This is a genomic window from Bacillus sp. m3-13 (genome assembly GCF_000175075.1).
In the GTDB taxonomy this organism is placed as follows: Bacteria; Bacillota; Bacilli; order Bacillales; family Bacillaceae_I; genus Sutcliffiella_A; species Sutcliffiella_A horikoshii_C.
Genome location: NZ_ACPC01000020.1, coordinates 27,131 through 43,317, shown reverse-complemented (window position 1 = coordinate 43,317; position 16,187 = coordinate 27,131). Strand labels below are relative to the sequence as shown.

General features: G+C 40.9%; 16 protein-coding genes and 2 pseudogenes. 11 read left to right on the top strand and 7 right to left on the bottom strand.

Going from position 1 to position 16,187, the window contains the following annotated elements; genetic code table 11:
- Window positions 1-172: 172 nt before the first annotated feature.
- Complete coding sequence (locus M313_RS0114005) at window positions 173-1,507, top strand: glycoside hydrolase family 30 protein (RefSeq protein ID WP_010196476.1); 1,335 nt, start codon at window positions 173-175, stop codon at window positions 1,505-1,507.
- 66 nt (window positions 1,508-1,573) lie between these two features.
- A complete protein-coding gene (locus M313_RS0114000) occupies window positions 1,574-4,531 on the top strand; it encodes a carbohydrate binding domain-containing protein (protein ID WP_010196474.1) in 2,958 nt (985 codons plus the stop codon).
- 46 nt (window positions 4,532-4,577) lie between these two features.
- Here M313_RS0114000 and M313_RS0113995 read toward each other — a convergent pair whose 3' ends face one another.
- Together M313_RS0113995 and M313_RS0113990 are read right to left on the bottom strand one after the other, a co-directional pair.
- Window positions 4,578-4,973, bottom strand: coding sequence for a YuzC family spore coat inner layer protein (locus M313_RS0113995; RefSeq protein WP_010196472.1), 396 nt, complete (start codon window positions 4,971-4,973; stop codon window positions 4,578-4,580).
- A gap of 76 nt (window positions 4,974-5,049) precedes the next feature.
- Window positions 5,050-5,898 (bottom strand): SDR family oxidoreductase, encoded by an 849-nt coding sequence (locus M313_RS0113990; protein ID WP_010196470.1) that lies wholly within the window; start codon window positions 5,896-5,898, stop codon window positions 5,050-5,052.
- Between the two features lie 163 nt (window positions 5,899-6,061).
- Between M313_RS0113990 and M313_RS23665 the strand changes: the two genes are divergently transcribed.
- Window positions 6,062-6,673: a DedA family protein gene (locus M313_RS23665; protein ID WP_010196468.1), complete on the top strand. Its 612-nt coding sequence runs from the start codon at window positions 6,062-6,064 to the stop codon at window positions 6,671-6,673.
- Window positions 6,674-6,723: 50 nt separating this feature from the next.
- Window positions 6,724-7,356, top strand: a complete 633-nt coding sequence (locus M313_RS0113980) for an SIMPL domain-containing protein (protein ID WP_010196466.1) — start codon at window positions 6,724-6,726, stop codon at window positions 7,354-7,356.
- 54 nt (window positions 7,357-7,410) lie between these two features.
- Here M313_RS0113980 and M313_RS0113975 read toward each other — a convergent pair whose 3' ends face one another.
- The gene (locus tag M313_RS0113975; protein ID WP_010196461.1) at window positions 7,411-7,725 is read right to left on the bottom strand and encodes an ArsR/SmtB family transcription factor; all 315 of its coding nucleotides are present in this window, start codon (window positions 7,723-7,725) and stop codon (window positions 7,411-7,413) included.
- A 213-nt stretch (window positions 7,726-7,938) separates the two neighbouring features.
- Between M313_RS0113975 and M313_RS0113965 the strand changes: the two genes are divergently transcribed.
- Window positions 7,939-8,322: a hotdog fold thioesterase gene (locus M313_RS0113965; protein WP_010196459.1), complete on the top strand. Its 384-nt coding sequence runs from the start codon at window positions 7,939-7,941 to the stop codon at window positions 8,320-8,322.
- A 268-nt stretch (window positions 8,323-8,590) separates the two neighbouring features.
- On the opposite strand, the gene M313_RS0113960 is transcribed toward M313_RS0113965, so the two are convergent.
- Window positions 8,591-9,283 (bottom strand): DNA alkylation repair protein, encoded by a 693-nt coding sequence (locus M313_RS0113960; RefSeq protein ID WP_010196455.1) that lies wholly within the window; start codon window positions 9,281-9,283, stop codon window positions 8,591-8,593.
- Window positions 9,284-9,359: 76 nt separating this feature from the next.
- Window positions 9,360-10,547, bottom strand: a complete 1,188-nt coding sequence (locus tag M313_RS0113955; RefSeq protein WP_010196453.1) for an MFS transporter — start codon at window positions 10,545-10,547, stop codon at window positions 9,360-9,362.
- 217 nt (window positions 10,548-10,764) lie between these two features.
- On the opposite strand from M313_RS0113955, the pseudogene kapD reads away from it, so the two are divergent.
- Window positions 10,765-11,390, top strand: a pseudogene (gene kapD, locus M313_RS23660) (3'-5' exonuclease KapD).
- A gap of 51 nt (window positions 11,391-11,441) precedes the next feature.
- On the opposite strand, the pseudogene kapB reads toward kapD, so the two are convergent.
- A pseudogene (gene kapB, locus M313_RS23655) lies at window positions 11,442-11,819 on the bottom strand (kinase-associated lipoprotein KapB).
- Window positions 11,820-11,909: 90 nt separating this feature from the next.
- Here kapB and M313_RS0113940 point away from each other — a divergent pair.
- From M313_RS0113940 to M313_RS0113925, 4 genes are all read left to right on the top strand, one after another.
- Window positions 11,910-12,668, top strand: coding sequence for a peptidylprolyl isomerase (locus M313_RS0113940; protein WP_010196441.1), 759 nt, complete (start codon window positions 11,910-11,912; stop codon window positions 12,666-12,668).
- An 85-nt stretch (window positions 12,669-12,753) separates the two neighbouring features.
- Window positions 12,754-12,957, top strand: a complete 204-nt coding sequence (locus M313_RS0113935) for a hypothetical protein (RefSeq protein WP_010196440.1) — start codon at window positions 12,754-12,756, stop codon at window positions 12,955-12,957.
- Between the two features lie 119 nt (window positions 12,958-13,076).
- Window positions 13,077-13,613 (top strand): superoxide dismutase family protein, encoded by a 537-nt coding sequence (locus M313_RS0113930; RefSeq protein WP_010196439.1) that lies wholly within the window; start codon window positions 13,077-13,079, stop codon window positions 13,611-13,613.
- A 200-nt stretch (window positions 13,614-13,813) separates the two neighbouring features.
- A complete protein-coding gene (locus M313_RS0113925) occupies window positions 13,814-14,419 on the top strand; it encodes a histidine phosphatase family protein (protein WP_010196436.1) in 606 nt (201 codons plus the stop codon).
- 205 nt (window positions 14,420-14,624) lie between these two features.
- Here the strand turns inward: M313_RS0113925 and M313_RS0113920 are convergent, their stop codons facing one another.
- Complete coding sequence (locus tag M313_RS0113920) at window positions 14,625-15,794, bottom strand: MalY/PatB family protein (protein WP_010196434.1); 1,170 nt, start codon at window positions 15,792-15,794, stop codon at window positions 14,625-14,627.
- Window positions 15,795-15,897: 103 nt separating this feature from the next.
- On the opposite strand from M313_RS0113920, the gene M313_RS0113915 reads away from it, so the two are divergent.
- The gene (locus M313_RS0113915; protein WP_010196432.1) at window positions 15,898-16,161 is read left to right on the top strand and encodes a DUF1871 family protein; all 264 of its coding nucleotides are present in this window, start codon (window positions 15,898-15,900) and stop codon (window positions 16,159-16,161) included.
- Window positions 16,162-16,187: the final 26 nt, after the last annotated feature.

The window sequence follows — 16,187 nt, the reverse complement described above, 5'->3', positions numbered from 1 at the left end:
AATCTACAAAAAGAACCACTCAGGATTGAGTGGTTTTTTTGAAAGGGAAATTGGTTTTGGCACGAACTCGGGGCGTTTTGGCATCAACTTGCCCCGTTTCGGCACGAACTCATGCGATTTTGGCATCAACTTGCCCCATTTCGGCACGTACTTAAAAAAAGGAGGTCATTTTATGCGAAATATAACAGTAATTCAAACGAAAAAAGAGACAGGAAGACCGTGGGAACGAGTAAACAACATCGAATGGAAACAAAAAAGTGACAATGCGGTCTCTTTAAAGCTTTTTCCAAAAAAACAATATCAAGAATGGCTTGGTTTTGGCGGAGCTTTTACAGAAGCCGCTGCTTTTAATTGGTCGCAGCTATCAGACGCCAACAAAGATGCCATTATTAACGCCTATTTTAATAAAGAAACAGGACTCGGATACAATCTTGGTCGCACAGCAATCCACAGCAGTGATTTTGCGCTGGGTAACTATACATACGTGGAAGATGGGGATGTGAACTTAGAATCCTTCAATATTGAACGAGAGCAAAAATATGTTCTTCCATTTATTAAAGCAGCAGAGTCAGAAGCGAATGAAACGTTGACTATTCTTGCATCACCTTGGAGTCCGCCCGCATGGATGAAAACAAACGGTGAGATGAATCATGGTGGCAAACTAATAGAAAAGTACAGGGAAGCATGGGCCAATTATTATGTGAAATATGTGAAGGCAATGGAAGCAGCAGGTGTTCCGATTTGGGGGATTTCTGTACAAAACGAACCGGAAGCAACACAGGTCTGGGATTCTTGCATTTATACAGCAGAGGAAGAACGAGATTTTGTAAAGAATTTCTTAGGTCCGATCATGGAAAAGAACGGTCTTGGTGATAAGAAAGTTATCATTTGGGATCACAACCGTGATGTCATAGTGGAGCGGGCGACAACCGTGTTATCCGATCCGGAAGCGGCTAAATATGTATGGGGAACAGGCAACCACTGGTATGTATCAGAGGAGTTTGAGAATCTGTCAAAAGTACATGAGGCATTTCCAGACAAGCATTTATTGTTCACAGAAGGCTGTATTGAAGGTGGAGTAAAGCTTGGAGCATGGCATACAGGCGAACGCTATGCAAGGAACATCATCGGGGATATGAACAACTGGCTGGAAGGATTCATTGATTGGAACCTTGTGCTCGATATTCAAGGTGGACCAAACCATGTAGGCAACTATTGCGATGCGCCAATCATAGCAGACACAGAAAAAGACGAGGTCCATTTTAACAGTTCTTACTATTATATTGGACACTTCAGTAAGTTCATCAAGCCAGGTGCGAAGAGAATTTCTCATGAAACAGAACTTGCAGATGTTTCCCTTGTCGCTTTCAGAAATGAAGATGAGAGCATTGCGGTTGTTCTTTTAAATGAAACAGAAGCCAATAAAGAAACGTCGATAGAGCTTGAAGGGGAAGGAATGGACCTATCTATTCCTGCAAGATCTATTACGACCGTTGTATTCAATTAATTACTTTGAGGAGGTGATGGGCTAACTCTAAGGAAGAAAATCACAAAAGGATGAGGAGGAAGAAATGTGTTAAAAAAAGGATTAACGGTCATGTTGGCAGCATGCTTACTGACAACGGGGTACTCTCACGTCTATTCCAATGATGATGTAGGGAAAGGAGAGGGCAATCAAACAATGGCAGATGGAGAAAAAGATTGGCAGTTAGTTTGGGAAGATAATTTTGAAGGGTCTGGATTGGATCAAGAAAAGTGGTCCTATGATACTGGCAACGGCTTTGTTCAACCAGACGGCAGCTATGTTCCTGGCTGGGGGAATGAGGAGCTTCAATATTATTCCGAAGATAACGTAACAATTGAGGATGGAAAGCTTGTCCTTAATGGGAAAAGAGAAGCTGTTTCAGATGAGCATGGAGAATACGGCTTCACTTCCGGAAAAATTCATACAAAGGGGAAGTTCAATCAGAAGTATGGAAAGTTTGAAGCGAAAATCAAACTACCAGCCGGACAAGGATATTGGCCTGCTTTCTGGATGATGCCAGAAGAAGACAAGTACGGTGGCTGGGCTGCATCCGGTGAGATTGATATCATGGAGGCAGCTGGAGGCAACTTGAATAAAGTAGGCGGCGCCATTCATTACGGCAGCCAGTGGCCAAACAATACGTATACCGCAGATGATTATCATTTTGGTGAAGGTTCGGACATCACAGATTACAATGTCTACTCCGTAGAGTGGGAACCCGGAGAAATTAGATGGTATGTAAATGGAGAACTTTTTCAAACGCTGAATAACTGGACAAGCTTTAATGCAGAAAATGGCACAAAATACGCCTATCCTGCACCTTTTGACCAGGAGTTTTATTTAATTCTTAACCTGGCTATTGGAGGCTGGTATGGTGGAGGTCCAGATGATTCCACCGAGTTTCCGGGACAGATGGAAGTGGATTATGTAAAAGTGTATGAACTGCCCGAAGATCAGTACCGTGAACCTGTAGAGCCTGTTTTTGAAAAAGAAGAGTTACCGGAAGGATCAAAAGAACCTGTGAATGGTAACTATATCTATGATACTACTTTCGAAAATGGATTCACCGAAATCAAGGATGGAACAGAAGCTTTCGATGAAGAAGGATGGAACTTTGTTCACTTAAATCAGTTTGGTGGAAATGGAAGCGCTTCAGTTGAAGATGGATTGGCAAAGATTGATATCACCCAAGCTGGTTCACAACCGCATTCTATTCAATTGATTCAGAATATACCTGTAGGAGTTGGCAGAACATACAAAATAAGCTTTGATGCGAAAGCTGCTTCTAACAGGAATATGAATCTTAAAGTAAGCGGTGGAGAAGAGCGGGGCTGGTCTCTATATTCACCAAATTATGAGGTAGTCTTAACTCCTGAACTACAAAGCTATGAATATACGTATCAAATGCAAGCGGAGTCAGATGCCAAAGCCCGTTTGGAATTTAATATGGGATTGAATAATAGTTCTGTTTGGATTGGAAATGTGAAAGTGGAAGAAATTGATGCCATCGATCCATACAACGAAGACGCAGCGAAGCCACCGCTACGTAATGGTAACCATATTTATAATGGGACCTTTGACCAGGGTCGAATGGATCGGATGACATATTGGGATTTTATAACAGATGGAGCAAATGCACAAGCTTTTGTTGAAGAAGATACAAGAGCATTGAAGGTGGAAGTACAAGAAAATGGAGCAACAGACTCCGCCGTCCAACTTATTCAAAAAGGTATTTCCATAAAGAGTAACAATGAGTATACACTCTCCTTTGATGCTAGTGCCGTAGAAGGAAGAGACATTCAGGTTGCTGTTTTAAGTAAAGATGGCAGTGTAAATTATTCCGGCTGGGAGACGATTGCCCTTTCTACAACGGGAGAGAACAAAACGTTTACGTTTCAACCGGAGGATGTAGATGATTCAGAGGCCAAGCTAGTATTTTTCTTAGGTGGAAATGCAGGGTCCATAACATTAGATAATGTTTCCATGTTTGCGAAGAAACTGCGTGCAGATGTTTTGTCTTTTGAAGAAGTTTTCCCACTAAAAAATGGGAAATTCAATTTCGGTCTTGAACATTGGAACAGCCATGTTCAAGGGATTTATGATGGACCTTCTGACGCAAGCTTTGAGGTGGTAGACGGAAAAGCGGTAACAACGGTTAAAAATGTAGGGTGGAACCCATGGGATGTCATCTTCATGCAGGAAGGTCTGCAGATGAAGGGAGAAAATACGTATCTGGTTTCTTTTGATGCTTCTTCGACTTTAGCGCGTAATATCGAAGTGGTGTTAGAGGACAGTTCGTATAGCCGCGCTCTGTCAGAGGTGATTTCCCTTACTCCAGAGCCCACTACTCACACTTTTGAGGTAGAGATTAATGAGGATAAGCAACTTGGTCTTAAATATCTGCTCGGAAACGTAGCAGGTAACGAAATTACGGATGAAGAGCACCAGGTAGTCATCGATAATGTAAAAGTGGAAGTAGTGGGGGAAAGAGAGAAGCTGTTCCCGCTTAAAAATGGCGATCTTACTAATAGTATTGAAAACTGGAATCTGCATGTGCAAGGAGATCATGATGACAATTCATCCAAAGCGAACGTGAAATCGAAGGACGAACATGCCACTGTTACAATAGATAACCTTGGTGCAAACCCTTGGGATATCATGTTTTTCCAAGAGAATCTCGAGCTTTCAAGTGGCAGAACATATGAACTCCAAGTAGAAACTAGATCCAATCATGCTAGAAATATTGAAGTGGTAGTGGATAATGGAGCGCCATACTATCACAGGTTTTTTGAGGATATAGTGAAGATCGGTCCAAAACCACAAAACTATCAATTCGAATGGGAACAGCCAGAAGATGCGCAACTTGGTCTTAAGTTCTTGTTAGGTAACATGGATGGTGTTTCTAAGAAAAAACATCACATCGATTTCCGTGAGGTAAAACTAGAAGCAAAAGGCGCAAGAGCCTTCCTAGACCAACTTGAAGGTACAGATACTGCAACTGAATAATCAATAACAACAAAAAGGATTACAGGCCACCCTGTAATCCTTTTTGTCATCCCCATCTCAAACTGATGGTCAGATGGCAGCAATCTTTTCCTTCAATTTCCGATGTCATATTCAAATTAATGCCATCCGGAGTATAATCCACTTGCACTCCAGAATGCACACCTGTTGACAGTAATAGTTGGGAAACTTTTTCTTTATTTCCTTCCTGTGCAGCTTTCATTACTTCCGAAGCGAACTCTTTAGAATCAGAAAGTTTTTGCAAAATGATGCTGGCCTCTTTCATCAATTGCTGCATGGATTCTGCAGACTCAGTAAAAACGGTGGGGTCCACTTCAGGATAAACTCGGAAATATGTTCTTGGCAGTGAATGCGCATATACTGGAAAATAAACATTCCGCGGATAATACACAGGCCGGTGGAAAGGGCGTAGATAATAATGCATGACAAACCCTCCATTATTTCATCAGTACAGTACTATATGTAATTTTAATGGGATTGGAGAGTTGTCACCTTGCTATTTAGTCTTTATTCCTAATTTGGCTTAACACAATCTTTTCCCATACTCTCCAAGGCAATAGCCGTTTGGTAAGTAAAGAGAGCCTAACACCCTTTCCGACGGTATAGCGGAGGGTGGGAGTTTTCTTCATGTCAGCTACCTTCAACACCAGTTTAGCAACTACAACAGGGTCCCCATACGTTTCCCGATCTTTTTGAAGCCTTTTATTCATCCCAGTAAACAACTCAAGGTATGGGGAATGGGAACCTCCAGCTTTGGAGGACATATGGGTGCCGGATGACCATATATTCGTTTGAAACGAGCCAGGTTCGACAAGGACCACATCCACACCAAATCCCTTTAACTCCAGCCTGAGACTCTCACTGTACCCTTCTAAGGCATATTTAGAGGAAACATAAGGGGAAAGGCCGGGAAAACCAATTAACCCGCTAATGGAGCTAATATTGATAATTCTGCCGTTTCCTTGCTTTCGCATTTTCGGAAGTACATGATTCGTTACCCTCATTACACCTAAAAGGTTGGTTTCCAACTGGAACTGATACTCCTTCATGCTCAACTCTTCAGCAAAACCAGCCACAGCAAATCCAGCGTTATTGATGAGCACATCCACACATTCTAGACCCTGAACAAAGCGGCCAAAATTATTCACGGATTCTTCATCTGCTACATCCAATAAAGCAAAACTTATATTTCCCGCTTCCTTGGGAGTCAATCCTTCCAATAGCACGGACTTTTTTGCTTCATCCCTGATCGTTGCAACAACATGATATCCCCTATTTAGAAAAGCTTTGGTAAAGGTTCTTCCAAAACCGCCGGAAGCACCTGTAATGATGACAGTCTTATTTTTCATGGAAATGGCCTCCATTTCGCTAGCATTAATTGGTAAAGAGTTTGATAGTTTACTTAATAAGTATAAAAGGAATAAATACTATACAGCGAGAAGGTAACGATCGTGTTTGTTTGGCATATGGAAGCAATAACAAATTTTGCTTCGTGCAGAGAGAAGGGATCACATGGATCTGACCTTTATCTTAGAAATTATTAAGGACTATGGATATATAGGATTATTTTTATGGCTTTGGTTAGGTATGTTCGGTATCCCGGTACCTAATGAGGTGTTTGTGAGCTCTGTAGGGATTGTCGCGCAAAAGGGAATCCTTGAGACAACACCTGCTTTATTTACAATTTACTTAGGCGTAATAGCAAGTCTTACTACTTGTTACTTTTTAGGACGGTTTTTGGGGAAAGGGGTATATTCAAAGCTTGAGAAACACGATAAAATTGAAGCTTCCTTTGCAAAGGGTGAAGAACTTTTGAATAAATATCATGTCTTTGCATTATGTATTTCCTATTTCCTGCCTGGACTGAGAAATGTCGTTCCTTTTTTGGCTGGATTTATGAAACTGCCATACTATCAGTTTGCCATAGCAGCCTATACATCTGCAATTGTTTGGGTGACGACATTCTTTTTTATGGGGAGGATAGTGTGGGATCATGCGCAACTTTTCGTTATATATAAATTGGAGCTGATGGCTGCCGCGTCTGTTTTTATCGCCCTTTATTTTGCCTATGACTGGTATAAAAAGCAAAGCGATCCCACTTTCATCTTCCAGAAATATCGTTGATGTATATATGTGCAAGTCCCCTCATAGAATAGGAATAAATGAGGAGGGGGATGGTGGTCATTTTGCAACGAACGATGCTTGTTCAGGGAAACGCGAAAAAGGAAGTGCAGCCGGATATTGCGTATCTTCAATTGGGAGTGCTAACCACCAATCCGAATGTACAACGTGCCCAAGAAGAAAATAGATTGATAGCAAACCGTATGATTCAAGCCTTGGTAGCAGCAGGCATTCCTCAAGAAGACATTGAAACATCCTCTTATACTTCTTTTCCGCGATATGAAACTGATTCGTCAGGTAAGTCTGTCCTTTCTACTTATGAAGTACGCCATATTTTCCGAATAAAAGTCAAAGATATAACAAAAACAGGTACCGCCCTTGATGTCGCTTTTGAAAATGGAGCGAATATTTCCGAGAGTGTATCCTTTGAAGTCTCAAATTATAACGAAATATATCGTCATGTCCTGCAGCTTGCTGTTGTGGATGGGGCGAAAAAGGCACATGCAATGGCTGTAACTCTACAAGTTTGCCTTTCTCAGGTACCAATCAAGGTGGAAGAAGTCACACAGCAGGTCTTTGCAGGCCCACGTTATGCCTCTTTTGCGGTTCAAGAAAAAGCGAGCACACCTATTGAACCACAAGAAATCACCATTAGTGCGTCCGTTAATCTAGAGTATATATACTAAAAAACAGACCGTTTCGTCTTCCAGGTTGGAAGATGGCGGTCTGTTTTTAACACATTAGCGGAAAATGCAACATAATTCCTCGGATAGTAGGTTGTCTACTTCCTTTTGGTTCAATGAGTAATAACTCCAAGTTCCTCGTGCTTCTTTGATAATAATTTCCGCATCCAACAAAATCTTTAAATGATAGGAAAGTTTAGATTGGGGCATCCCGATCAGCGGAACCATATCGCATACACACATAGCTCCTTGGCGACATAGAATGTTCATAATGTGCAGTCGCTTTTTGTCTGCCACGGCTTTGTATTTTGCTTCATATTTTTGAAACATTTTTTCTAGGGACACGTCTTGTAGAGGGATTTCTTTTTTCAACTAATTTCACCTCTAGTACTCTCAAATTTTACATTCATTATATGCGATAGATAGCTAGGACTCAACAAAACTGCAGTAAAGGGTTCATAAAAGGAGGGGAGATTCATGCTAGATTGGTCTGCACTTATTCCTATTTTTGTATTATTCTCTGTGTATTTTCTTTTTGCAGTAGTATTATTAAGAGATAAGCAGTAACAAAAGGAGGAACCAGGAGTGGAACTAGAAAACACACTAATAAATTTACTAGGAATCGAAATCGTGGAACTGTCGGAAGAAAGAGCAGTGGCAACCATGCCGGTAGACAGTCGCACACACCAACCATTTGGATTGCTGCATGGTGGAGCGTCAGTGGCTTTGGCTGAGACGATTGCAAGCATCGGGACTTTTAATTTGATCGATAAGGAAACAGAAATCTGTGTAGGGCTGGAGATCAACGCCAACCACCTGAAAGGAAAAAAGGACGGGGTAGTGACGGCGATAGGAACTCCGTTGCACAGAGGAAAAACGACGATGGTATGGGATATTAAAATTGTAGATGAGAATGACACGTTGATTTGTATTTCCCGTTGTACAATGGCCATTTTGAAGAAAAGGTAATGCATTTTTAAGCGCACTTTGGTTACCTTATCACGTGAAATTTTCACACAAGGGGTAATCAAAGGTACGCTTTGGTTCCCTATCAAGGTAGATTTCACCACAAGGGGTAATCAAAGGCACACTTTGGTTACCCCACCATGTGAATTTTTAATACTAGGGGTAAACAAAAAATCACTTTGGTTACACAGATAGCCCCACGTTCCATAGGAGGCATCTAAACTTAACGGAGGAAAGTAAGTGTCAGAAAAAAAGTTCTTGCTCAGCTTTTCTACTTCCTTCTCTCCATATGTTTCAAGCCCTCACGCCTGCTAAGTGGTGCCAGGTCCGTAGACTTAATAAACTGCAAAACTTCATCCGGAGCGGTCTTGGAATATTCCCTTAACGCCCAGCCGATAGCCTTTCTAATAAAAAACTCCTTAGCCCCTTTGGTCGCCTCTATATAAGAAAACAACTTCTGAGCATCTGTCTTTTCCTTATACTTCAACTGAAAAAGAATGGCCGATCTTTGCAGCCAGAAATTATCCGACGTAATCCACCTATCTGGATAGTCGTTAATACTTGCCTTCTCTCTCAACAGAATGGCTCCTGCATGGTGTGGAGCAATATGATCCACGGTATCCCACCATGAATTTGTAGTAATCAATTTTTCCAAAAAGGAGAGCCATTCGGCATCAAGCTTTTTAATATGAACATCAACCATCGCAAGGGCGGCATAATGGAATTCCCGTTCAGGTTGCGCATATAAATTCGTAACAAGCGGCTTAATCCATTCCCGTTCTGGCTTCCCGTGTTCTGCGAAAAATCTTTTTAGTAACTCTTTTCGCTCAGGTGATTTTATACCTAAAAAGGAAAAGTGGTTGCGCATATAATCTTCCATCGGTTTTTTGTTCGATTCATTCCCGTTTGACCTAAACAAATCGATTAACTCATTTTGGTATTTTTCTAAAGTAACGGCTTCCATAAAAAAACCTCCCATATCCTGACTACCTTCTACTTGTAGAATACAGGAAATTGGGAGGCGATGAAACAAAGCCTTATTATGATTCTGCCGTTTTCTTCGCACTTTCCGAATGAAGAATGCTATAGAGTAACATCACTCCTGAGCATAAAAAGATAAAACTGGTGATATAAAATACGGTAGATATCTCGTATAAACCGGCGATCATTCCACCCATGACCGGTCCAATCACATTCCCTAAGAAACGGAAACTGACGTTGTAGCCAAGCACTTCTCCCTGCATGGATAAAGGGGCTACATTACGAATATAAGCGGTCATACATGGAATCAAGCCGCCAACTACCATTCCAAATAAAAAGCGGAACAAGACAAGCTGCCAAAGCGACGTGGCAAGTGCTTGAGGGATAAAGAGGATCGAGCTTGCGAGCATAAGAATGACAATGACTTTGTCATGACCGATGTTATCCCCAAGTTTTCCCCAGTTCCTTGATGCTAACAAATTTCCAAAGCCTGTAGCAGAGAACGCGAACCCTGCAAGCAAGGCGATATTTGTTGCGGTACCACCTGTCAACTCATTCACATAAAGTGCAAGTAAGGGCTGGATGCTGAAATTAGCCGCCTGGATGAACATGGATAAGAACATAATCTTAAGCAGGAGCGGTTTTTGTATGATGTATTGCAGTACTTCTTTTCGAGAATATTTCTTTTCTTTTTGATTTGCAGAACTTTTCTTCTTTTCTTTAATGCCAAATGCCACTAGAATTACAGCCAAATAGATTAGAGCGGATGTAAGGAAAAACGTGTAAGCAAAGCCGAAGGAATCCGCAAGCATACCGCCAATCAATGGACCGAGGAGTCCTCCGGAAACCGTACCCGTCTGCAAGGTTCCAAGTGTTTTCCCTGCAATCTCTTTTGGTGCTTGAGAGGAGATTAAAGCCATAGAAGTCGGAATGAATCCAGTTGCCAATCCCATGAACATCCGAAGAATGAAAAGTCCATGTACGGAATCGACTACACTCATCAACAGGATACTTGTGGCAATTCCTGTACCTGTTAATAACAAGATCGGCTTAAAGCCATATTTATCCCCAATTCGCCCCCAAATCGGTGAAACGAAAAACGCGGTGAGAAAGGTAATGCCAAAAATAAATCCTGACCAGCGCTGTACATAGGAATCAGAGTAATTCCCGAACGTCTCAATGAATAAGGATAAGAAAGGGAGAATCATAGTAGCACTAGCAGCAACGAAAAAGTTCGCAATCCACATGATGAACAAGTTTCGTCCTGATATGGAAATGATCGTCACCTTCTTCTGAAATTTCGGTTTTTAAATATTTCGTATAACTAAATAATAACGCAATCACAGGAAAAATCAACAAAACAAGCTTAATTTTTGGAAAAATGAGTGAATTACGTGCTAAAAATGTTATTCATCATGATATAATATAGTAATAAAATTCTGAAAATTAAAGAGGAGGGGAATCATGAAAGGTACACAGATACACCTTTTTATCGATTTTGAATTTACCATGCCGGAAAATAGAAATTATCCAAAAAACTTCTTCCCCGAAATCATTGAAGCTGGAATTGTCGCAGTGGAAAAAGATAAGATAATCCAGCAATACTCGAATTATATTCGTCCATCCGCATTTCCAACCTTAACAAACAGATGCAAATCCTTCTTGAAAATTTCTCAAAGGGACGTCCATAACGGGGCAAGCTTTATAGAACTGATTGACGTTTTGAACACATATAACGTCCAAGAGAGGGGAACGGTCGTAACATGGGGGAATATGGACATGAAGGTACTAAGAAACAACTGCCAGTATCACGGAGTACCATTTCCATTGACGTGCAAGCATGTGGATCTATCCATGGAATACAAAAAGTTCTTTGGTGACCAAAATCAAACAGGATTTATGGAAGGCAGTGCAAGAATATGGAAAAGAAGGAACGGGTAAACACCATCGGGCCCTTGATGATGCACTGACAACATTTAATATCTTTCGACTCGTTGAAAAAAGATAAAAGTTATCTTGCAAAACCGGAGCCTACTACGATCGGAGACCGGATCGACCTTTCCAAGATAATAAACAAATATGCTTTATAAAAAGCCAAATCCCTTATATAGGTGATTTGGCTTTAAATTTGTTAAGTTATTTTATAATTCTTTTTTTAGTGTGGAAAAGTTTTCCATGCTTCTTTTCGCCCAAAGGCTTTCATCATTTTCGAGTGCTTGAGTGGCTGCATGGAGAGCTATTTTCAAAGATTCTTTGTATTCAAGGACTTCCCCTTCATAGGGCTTTACCATGTTTTTTGGTTATGTTGGTCTGTTCATGGAAGGCCAGTGCCCGACGCTCATGAAAGAGTGGCACGTCTGCTTCTTTAGGTGCGTGTAGATCTCCTTGTTTGTGGATGTTTTAATACTGCTTTTACTTTAAACTAAATAGTGCATAGGGCGAATATCTGTTACTTCCCCAATATATTTTCCTGTTTTATAAATCCCGGTTACGATGCTGCCAACCTCTATTTTCTCCATCATAAGTCCCCTTTCGTATTCAAATGATGATTTTTTTTGTTATATTTAGTAATATCTTGTTAAGTAAATAAAATATGGGGTGTGAAACACGTGAAGAAATGGACAATGATAATGTTACTTGCTCTAATTCTTATTGTATCAGGTTGTGGGTCAAGTACAAATGATGAAAATGCAACTAGCAATAATTCAACAAACGAACAACAGACTGAAGAAAATGCAGGACAAGAAACAGAAGATGAAGGAGCCGGCGAAGAAGTGGAAGTTGGTGAGTTCCAACAGTTTACAAATTCCAGCGAGACAATTCGTACTGTAGAAATAGAAACAACAAAAGGTAAAATGGTGGTAAACCTTTATCCAGATGCAGCTCCAAAAGCGGTAGAGAACTTTGTTACACATGCAGAAGACGGCTATTATGATGGATTGACTTTTCACCGTGTCATTGAAGATTTCATGATCCAAGGCGGAGATCCTGAAGGTACAGGTATGGGGGGAGAGAGCATATGGGGGGAACCGTTTGAAGACGAGTTCAGTCGAGAAATGCTGCACTTCAGAGGTGCTCTTTCCATGGCAAACTCTGGACCGAGTACTAATGGAAGTCAATTTTTCATTGTACATGCGAAAGAGGTAGATGAGGCAACAATGGAATCCATGATTAAAGCGGGATATCCTGAAGAAGTTATTGAATTATACGAAGAGAATGGCGGAACACCTGGACTGGATTTTAGACATACCGTATTCGGACAAGTAGTGGAAGGTATGGAAGTGCTGGACGCCATTGCTACGGTAGAAACTGAAAATGAGAAGCCAGTGGAAGATGTCGTGATCGAGAAGATGACCGTAGTAAAATAAGGAAGTGTGTTTCAAGATTGGTTACTCGCCGTAAGTTTTGATATAATGAATAGGTTCATAACCTGCGAAAGGTCGTGTGGTAACGATGCTTAATTTCTTTATGTTACAACTATTCTTATATTTTCCAGAAGATAAAACAGAGTATATTCCTGCAGGGATAACCTTTGTTATTTTCACTATTGCTGCCATATTCGTTTTTCGATATATAATTAAAGTATCCAAAAGAGAAAGCCAAAAGGCGGAGGCATTAGAGGAACAGTTACGAAGGGAAAAAGTTATTAAAGATTGAAAAATCTAGAGGTTCAATCACTGAAATTGGTGAGTGGGCCTTTTTTGTTATAGAAAAACATATTCCTCCTCCATTTCGGGGAAACTCTGGTAAACGACAGATTGGAGGTCAACTAGTTTATGCGAGCTAAAATATTTCCCCTGACTTTTCTAATATGCTTTATCCTAACAGGTTGTATGGAGAGCAAGATAACGGCACTTGATGTTGAGATATTTAATGGTACTGGTGACTCCCTTGGGGTTGCAAAAGTGTCGGAAGATCCAAATGGTGTGAAGATTGAATTGAATCTCGAGGGGCTTCCTCCCGGAGAACATGCTGTACATATTCATGAAACAGGTTTATGCGATGCACCGGATTTTAAAACGGCAGGCAATCACTTCAATCCTGATGACAAACAGCATGGCTTAATGCATCCTGAAGGAGCACATGTAGGAGATTTGCCAAATATCATCGTTGAAGATGACGGGACGGTCATCGCAGAATTAATGGCATCTCAAGCGACATTAGAAGAAGGAAAGACCTCTTTGTTTGGCAAGGATGGAACAGCTATTATCATCACAGAAAACATTGATGATGGCATGACTCAGCCTGCAGGTGACTCTGGAGAGAGAATAGCATGCGGTGTTATTACCAAAGAAGTTGCTAGAAAAAAATGAAGCGGTAGAAGAACCAGTGGACGAAGCTGAGAAAAAATAACTTCACTCAAAGACACCCTAACCGAGGCGTGTCTTTTTTTTGAATTACATATTAACTTTGTACGTTTACGTTGTATTATTAAAGAAATATTCGTAATCATATTGACATAGTTCATAGTTTTGAGATAATTTTAAATTTATAGATAAAGGGGGTTGCATCTTTGGAGATACTATTAATAAGGCATGGGCAATCAGAAGCAGATATTCTCCAGGTTCATGAAGGGAGAGCCGACTATCCCTTAACGGAACTTGGAAGATTGCAGGCAAAAAGGCTGGCTTGCCGATTAAACGAGCATTGTCCTCCAGATATCATATGGACAAGTACATTAAAAAGAGCCTCAGAAACGGCATCCATATTGGCAGAAGAAGTTGGCTGCATGTTAATTAAGGAACCAAGTCTGATGGAATATAACAATGGCGTTTTGGCAGGCTTACCTAGAGAAGTGGCAGCGACAAAGTATCCACTGCCGCCGGGAGGAAGAAAACCACATGAAAGAATTCAAAACGGGGAGTCTGAAATTGAATTTCGCATGAGAGTCGAAACAGTTTTATCCAAAATTTTATCAGAAAGTTCAGCTGTTGTGCGGATTGCTATTATCTCGCATGGGGGGACAATATCCAATTTATTGAGGGCGCTATTGCAATTACCTGTTCATACGAACGTCAGGTTTCCGACAGGAGATACAGGCATGCATATAATAAGGAAAAATGATGAGGGATTGTCTGTTGTTTCGTTGAATTGTTCGGAGCACTTATACAATATGTAATCGGGTTATGCAAGCTGAGTGCTGCATAACCCTTACTTTTTATAAAACCGCTAATAATTTACGCAAAAGGCTTCGCTTTCCGCGGGGCGACCTTGAGCCTCCTCACTTCGTTGCGGGGTCTCAACAATGTCGCTTCTTCCCCCGCTGGAGTCTTCGCCTTTTGCTCCAATCATTAGCTAAGGTTTCTTCAAACGTTCATATTCTTTTAACTCAGCGCAGTTTTTAGTCTTAGTAGGCCTTCTTTTAGGGTGGCTTTTGTGCAGGCGACATTCATCCGAACGAAGCCGTTTCCTTCTTTTCCGAACTTGCTTCCGGACTCAAGGGCTAGCTTTCCTTTATGAAGGAGGCGGCGCTTTAACTCTTCCTCTCCTAAACCTAGCTTCCTGCAATCAATCCAGAGCAGGTAGGTCCCTTCCGGCTTGCTTGCCTCAACACTAGGAATCTCTTTCTGAATATATTTCACTGCGTAATCCATGTTGTCTTCTATATATTGCAACACTTCGTCAAGCCACGGCTTCCCATGCTTGTATGCAGCTTCCATTGCAGAAACACCCAGCATGTTCAACAAAAAATGGCCCTGCTTTTTCAAGAAAAACTCCAATTTCTCAAGGAGAGCTTGGTTGGAAGTGATCATTGCGGCAGCCTGTAATCCGGCCATGTTAAAGGTCTTTGTCGGAGCAATACAAGTAACGGTCTGCATAGCAATGTCCTCAGAAATTGATGCAAGAGGATAATACGTGTGATTATTGAATACTAGATCGGCGTGTATGTCATCAGAGACAATGATGATATTGTGCTTTACACAGATTTCACCAAGTTGCTCTAATTCCTCCCGAGTCCATACTGTTCCACCAGGGTTATGCGGATTACATAATAAAAGGAGTTTCACCTCGTCATCTAGTTTCGATTCAAAATCCTGAAGATCCATGTAATAACGGCCATTTCTATATTCCATCGGACTAGTAATCAGTTTACGATCATTATATGTAACCATGTCATAAAAAGGGTAATAGACAGGGGAAAAAACAATGACCTTGTCACCTGGATTTGAAAAGGTTTGGATGGTCGCGCTCAGTGCTGGAACCACACCTGAAATATAAGTGAGCCACTCTTGTTTTAGCTCCCAGCCGTGTTGTTTTTGAAACCAGCTTGTAACGGCATCGTGGACGGAGGTGGAAATGGCCGTGTAGCCGTAGATTCCATGCTCTGCCTTATCTATAATTGCTTTGGTTACTTCCTGTGGTGCCTTGAAGTCCATATCTGCTACCCACATCGGCAATACATCACTGCTTCCGAAAACACGGGCAGTTTCATCCCATTTGACGCTAGAAGTATTTTTTCTATTGATATTTTCATTGAAATCATAGGATTTCATAGTTGTTCGTCGCCTCCAATCGTTTGAATCAAGTCTGCTAAACAATTTGGTGAAAACAAGGTATAATATGCAGTAAATGTTCTTGAAAGTAAGGTGAAGTATCGTGATAAAAGCCAGTGTAAATGTTAGGTTAATGGAAAACTTATTGCAATGGGATCCACTTGGGTATGGTGTTGATGCCTATGATACGGAATGTGTGGATGTAGTTCAAGCTGTACATGAACTTGATGATATAGAAAAATTAGCAAAGAAAATTCAAGCTATTTATGAATTCTCTTTTGAGCAGTTTATTCCCTTATCCAAATGCATGGAGAAAGCGAAAGAACTAATGGTAATAAAAAATGAAGAGGATTCTTGTTCTCTATAATACGCCATGGAATCATAATTGTCTTG

Excerpts from the sequence above, each read along its gene's own strand:
- M313_RS0114005 (WP_010196476.1), top strand. The coding sequence starts at position 173 with ATGCGAAATATAACAGTAATTCAAACGAAAAAAGAGACAGGAAGACCG.
- M313_RS0113995 (WP_010196472.1), bottom strand. The coding sequence starts at position 4,973 with ATGCATTATTATCTACGCCCTTTCCACCGGCCTGTGTATTATCCGCGG.
- M313_RS0113990 (WP_010196470.1), bottom strand. The coding sequence starts at position 5,898 with ATGAAAAATAAGACTGTCATCATTACAGGTGCTTCCGGCGGTTTTGGA.
- M313_RS23665 (WP_010196468.1), top strand. The coding sequence starts at position 6,062 with ATGGATCTGACCTTTATCTTAGAAATTATTAAGGACTATGGATATATA.
- M313_RS0113980 (WP_010196466.1), top strand. The coding sequence starts at position 6,724 with ATGGTGGTCATTTTGCAACGAACGATGCTTGTTCAGGGAAACGCGAAA.
- M313_RS0113960 (WP_010196455.1), bottom strand. The coding sequence starts at position 9,283 with ATGGAAGCCGTTACTTTAGAAAAATACCAAAATGAGTTAATCGATTTG.
- M313_RS0113955 (WP_010196453.1), bottom strand. The coding sequence starts at position 10,547 with ATGTGGATTGCGAACTTTTTCGTTGCTGCTAGTGCTACTATGATTCTC.
- M313_RS0113935 (WP_010196440.1), top strand. The coding sequence starts at position 12,754 with ATGCTTAATTTCTTTATGTTACAACTATTCTTATATTTTCCAGAAGAT.
- M313_RS0113930 (WP_010196439.1), top strand. The coding sequence starts at position 13,077 with ATGCGAGCTAAAATATTTCCCCTGACTTTTCTAATATGCTTTATCCTA.
- M313_RS0113920 (WP_010196434.1), bottom strand. The coding sequence starts at position 15,794 with ATGAAATCCTATGATTTCAATGAAAATATCAATAGAAAAAATACTTCT.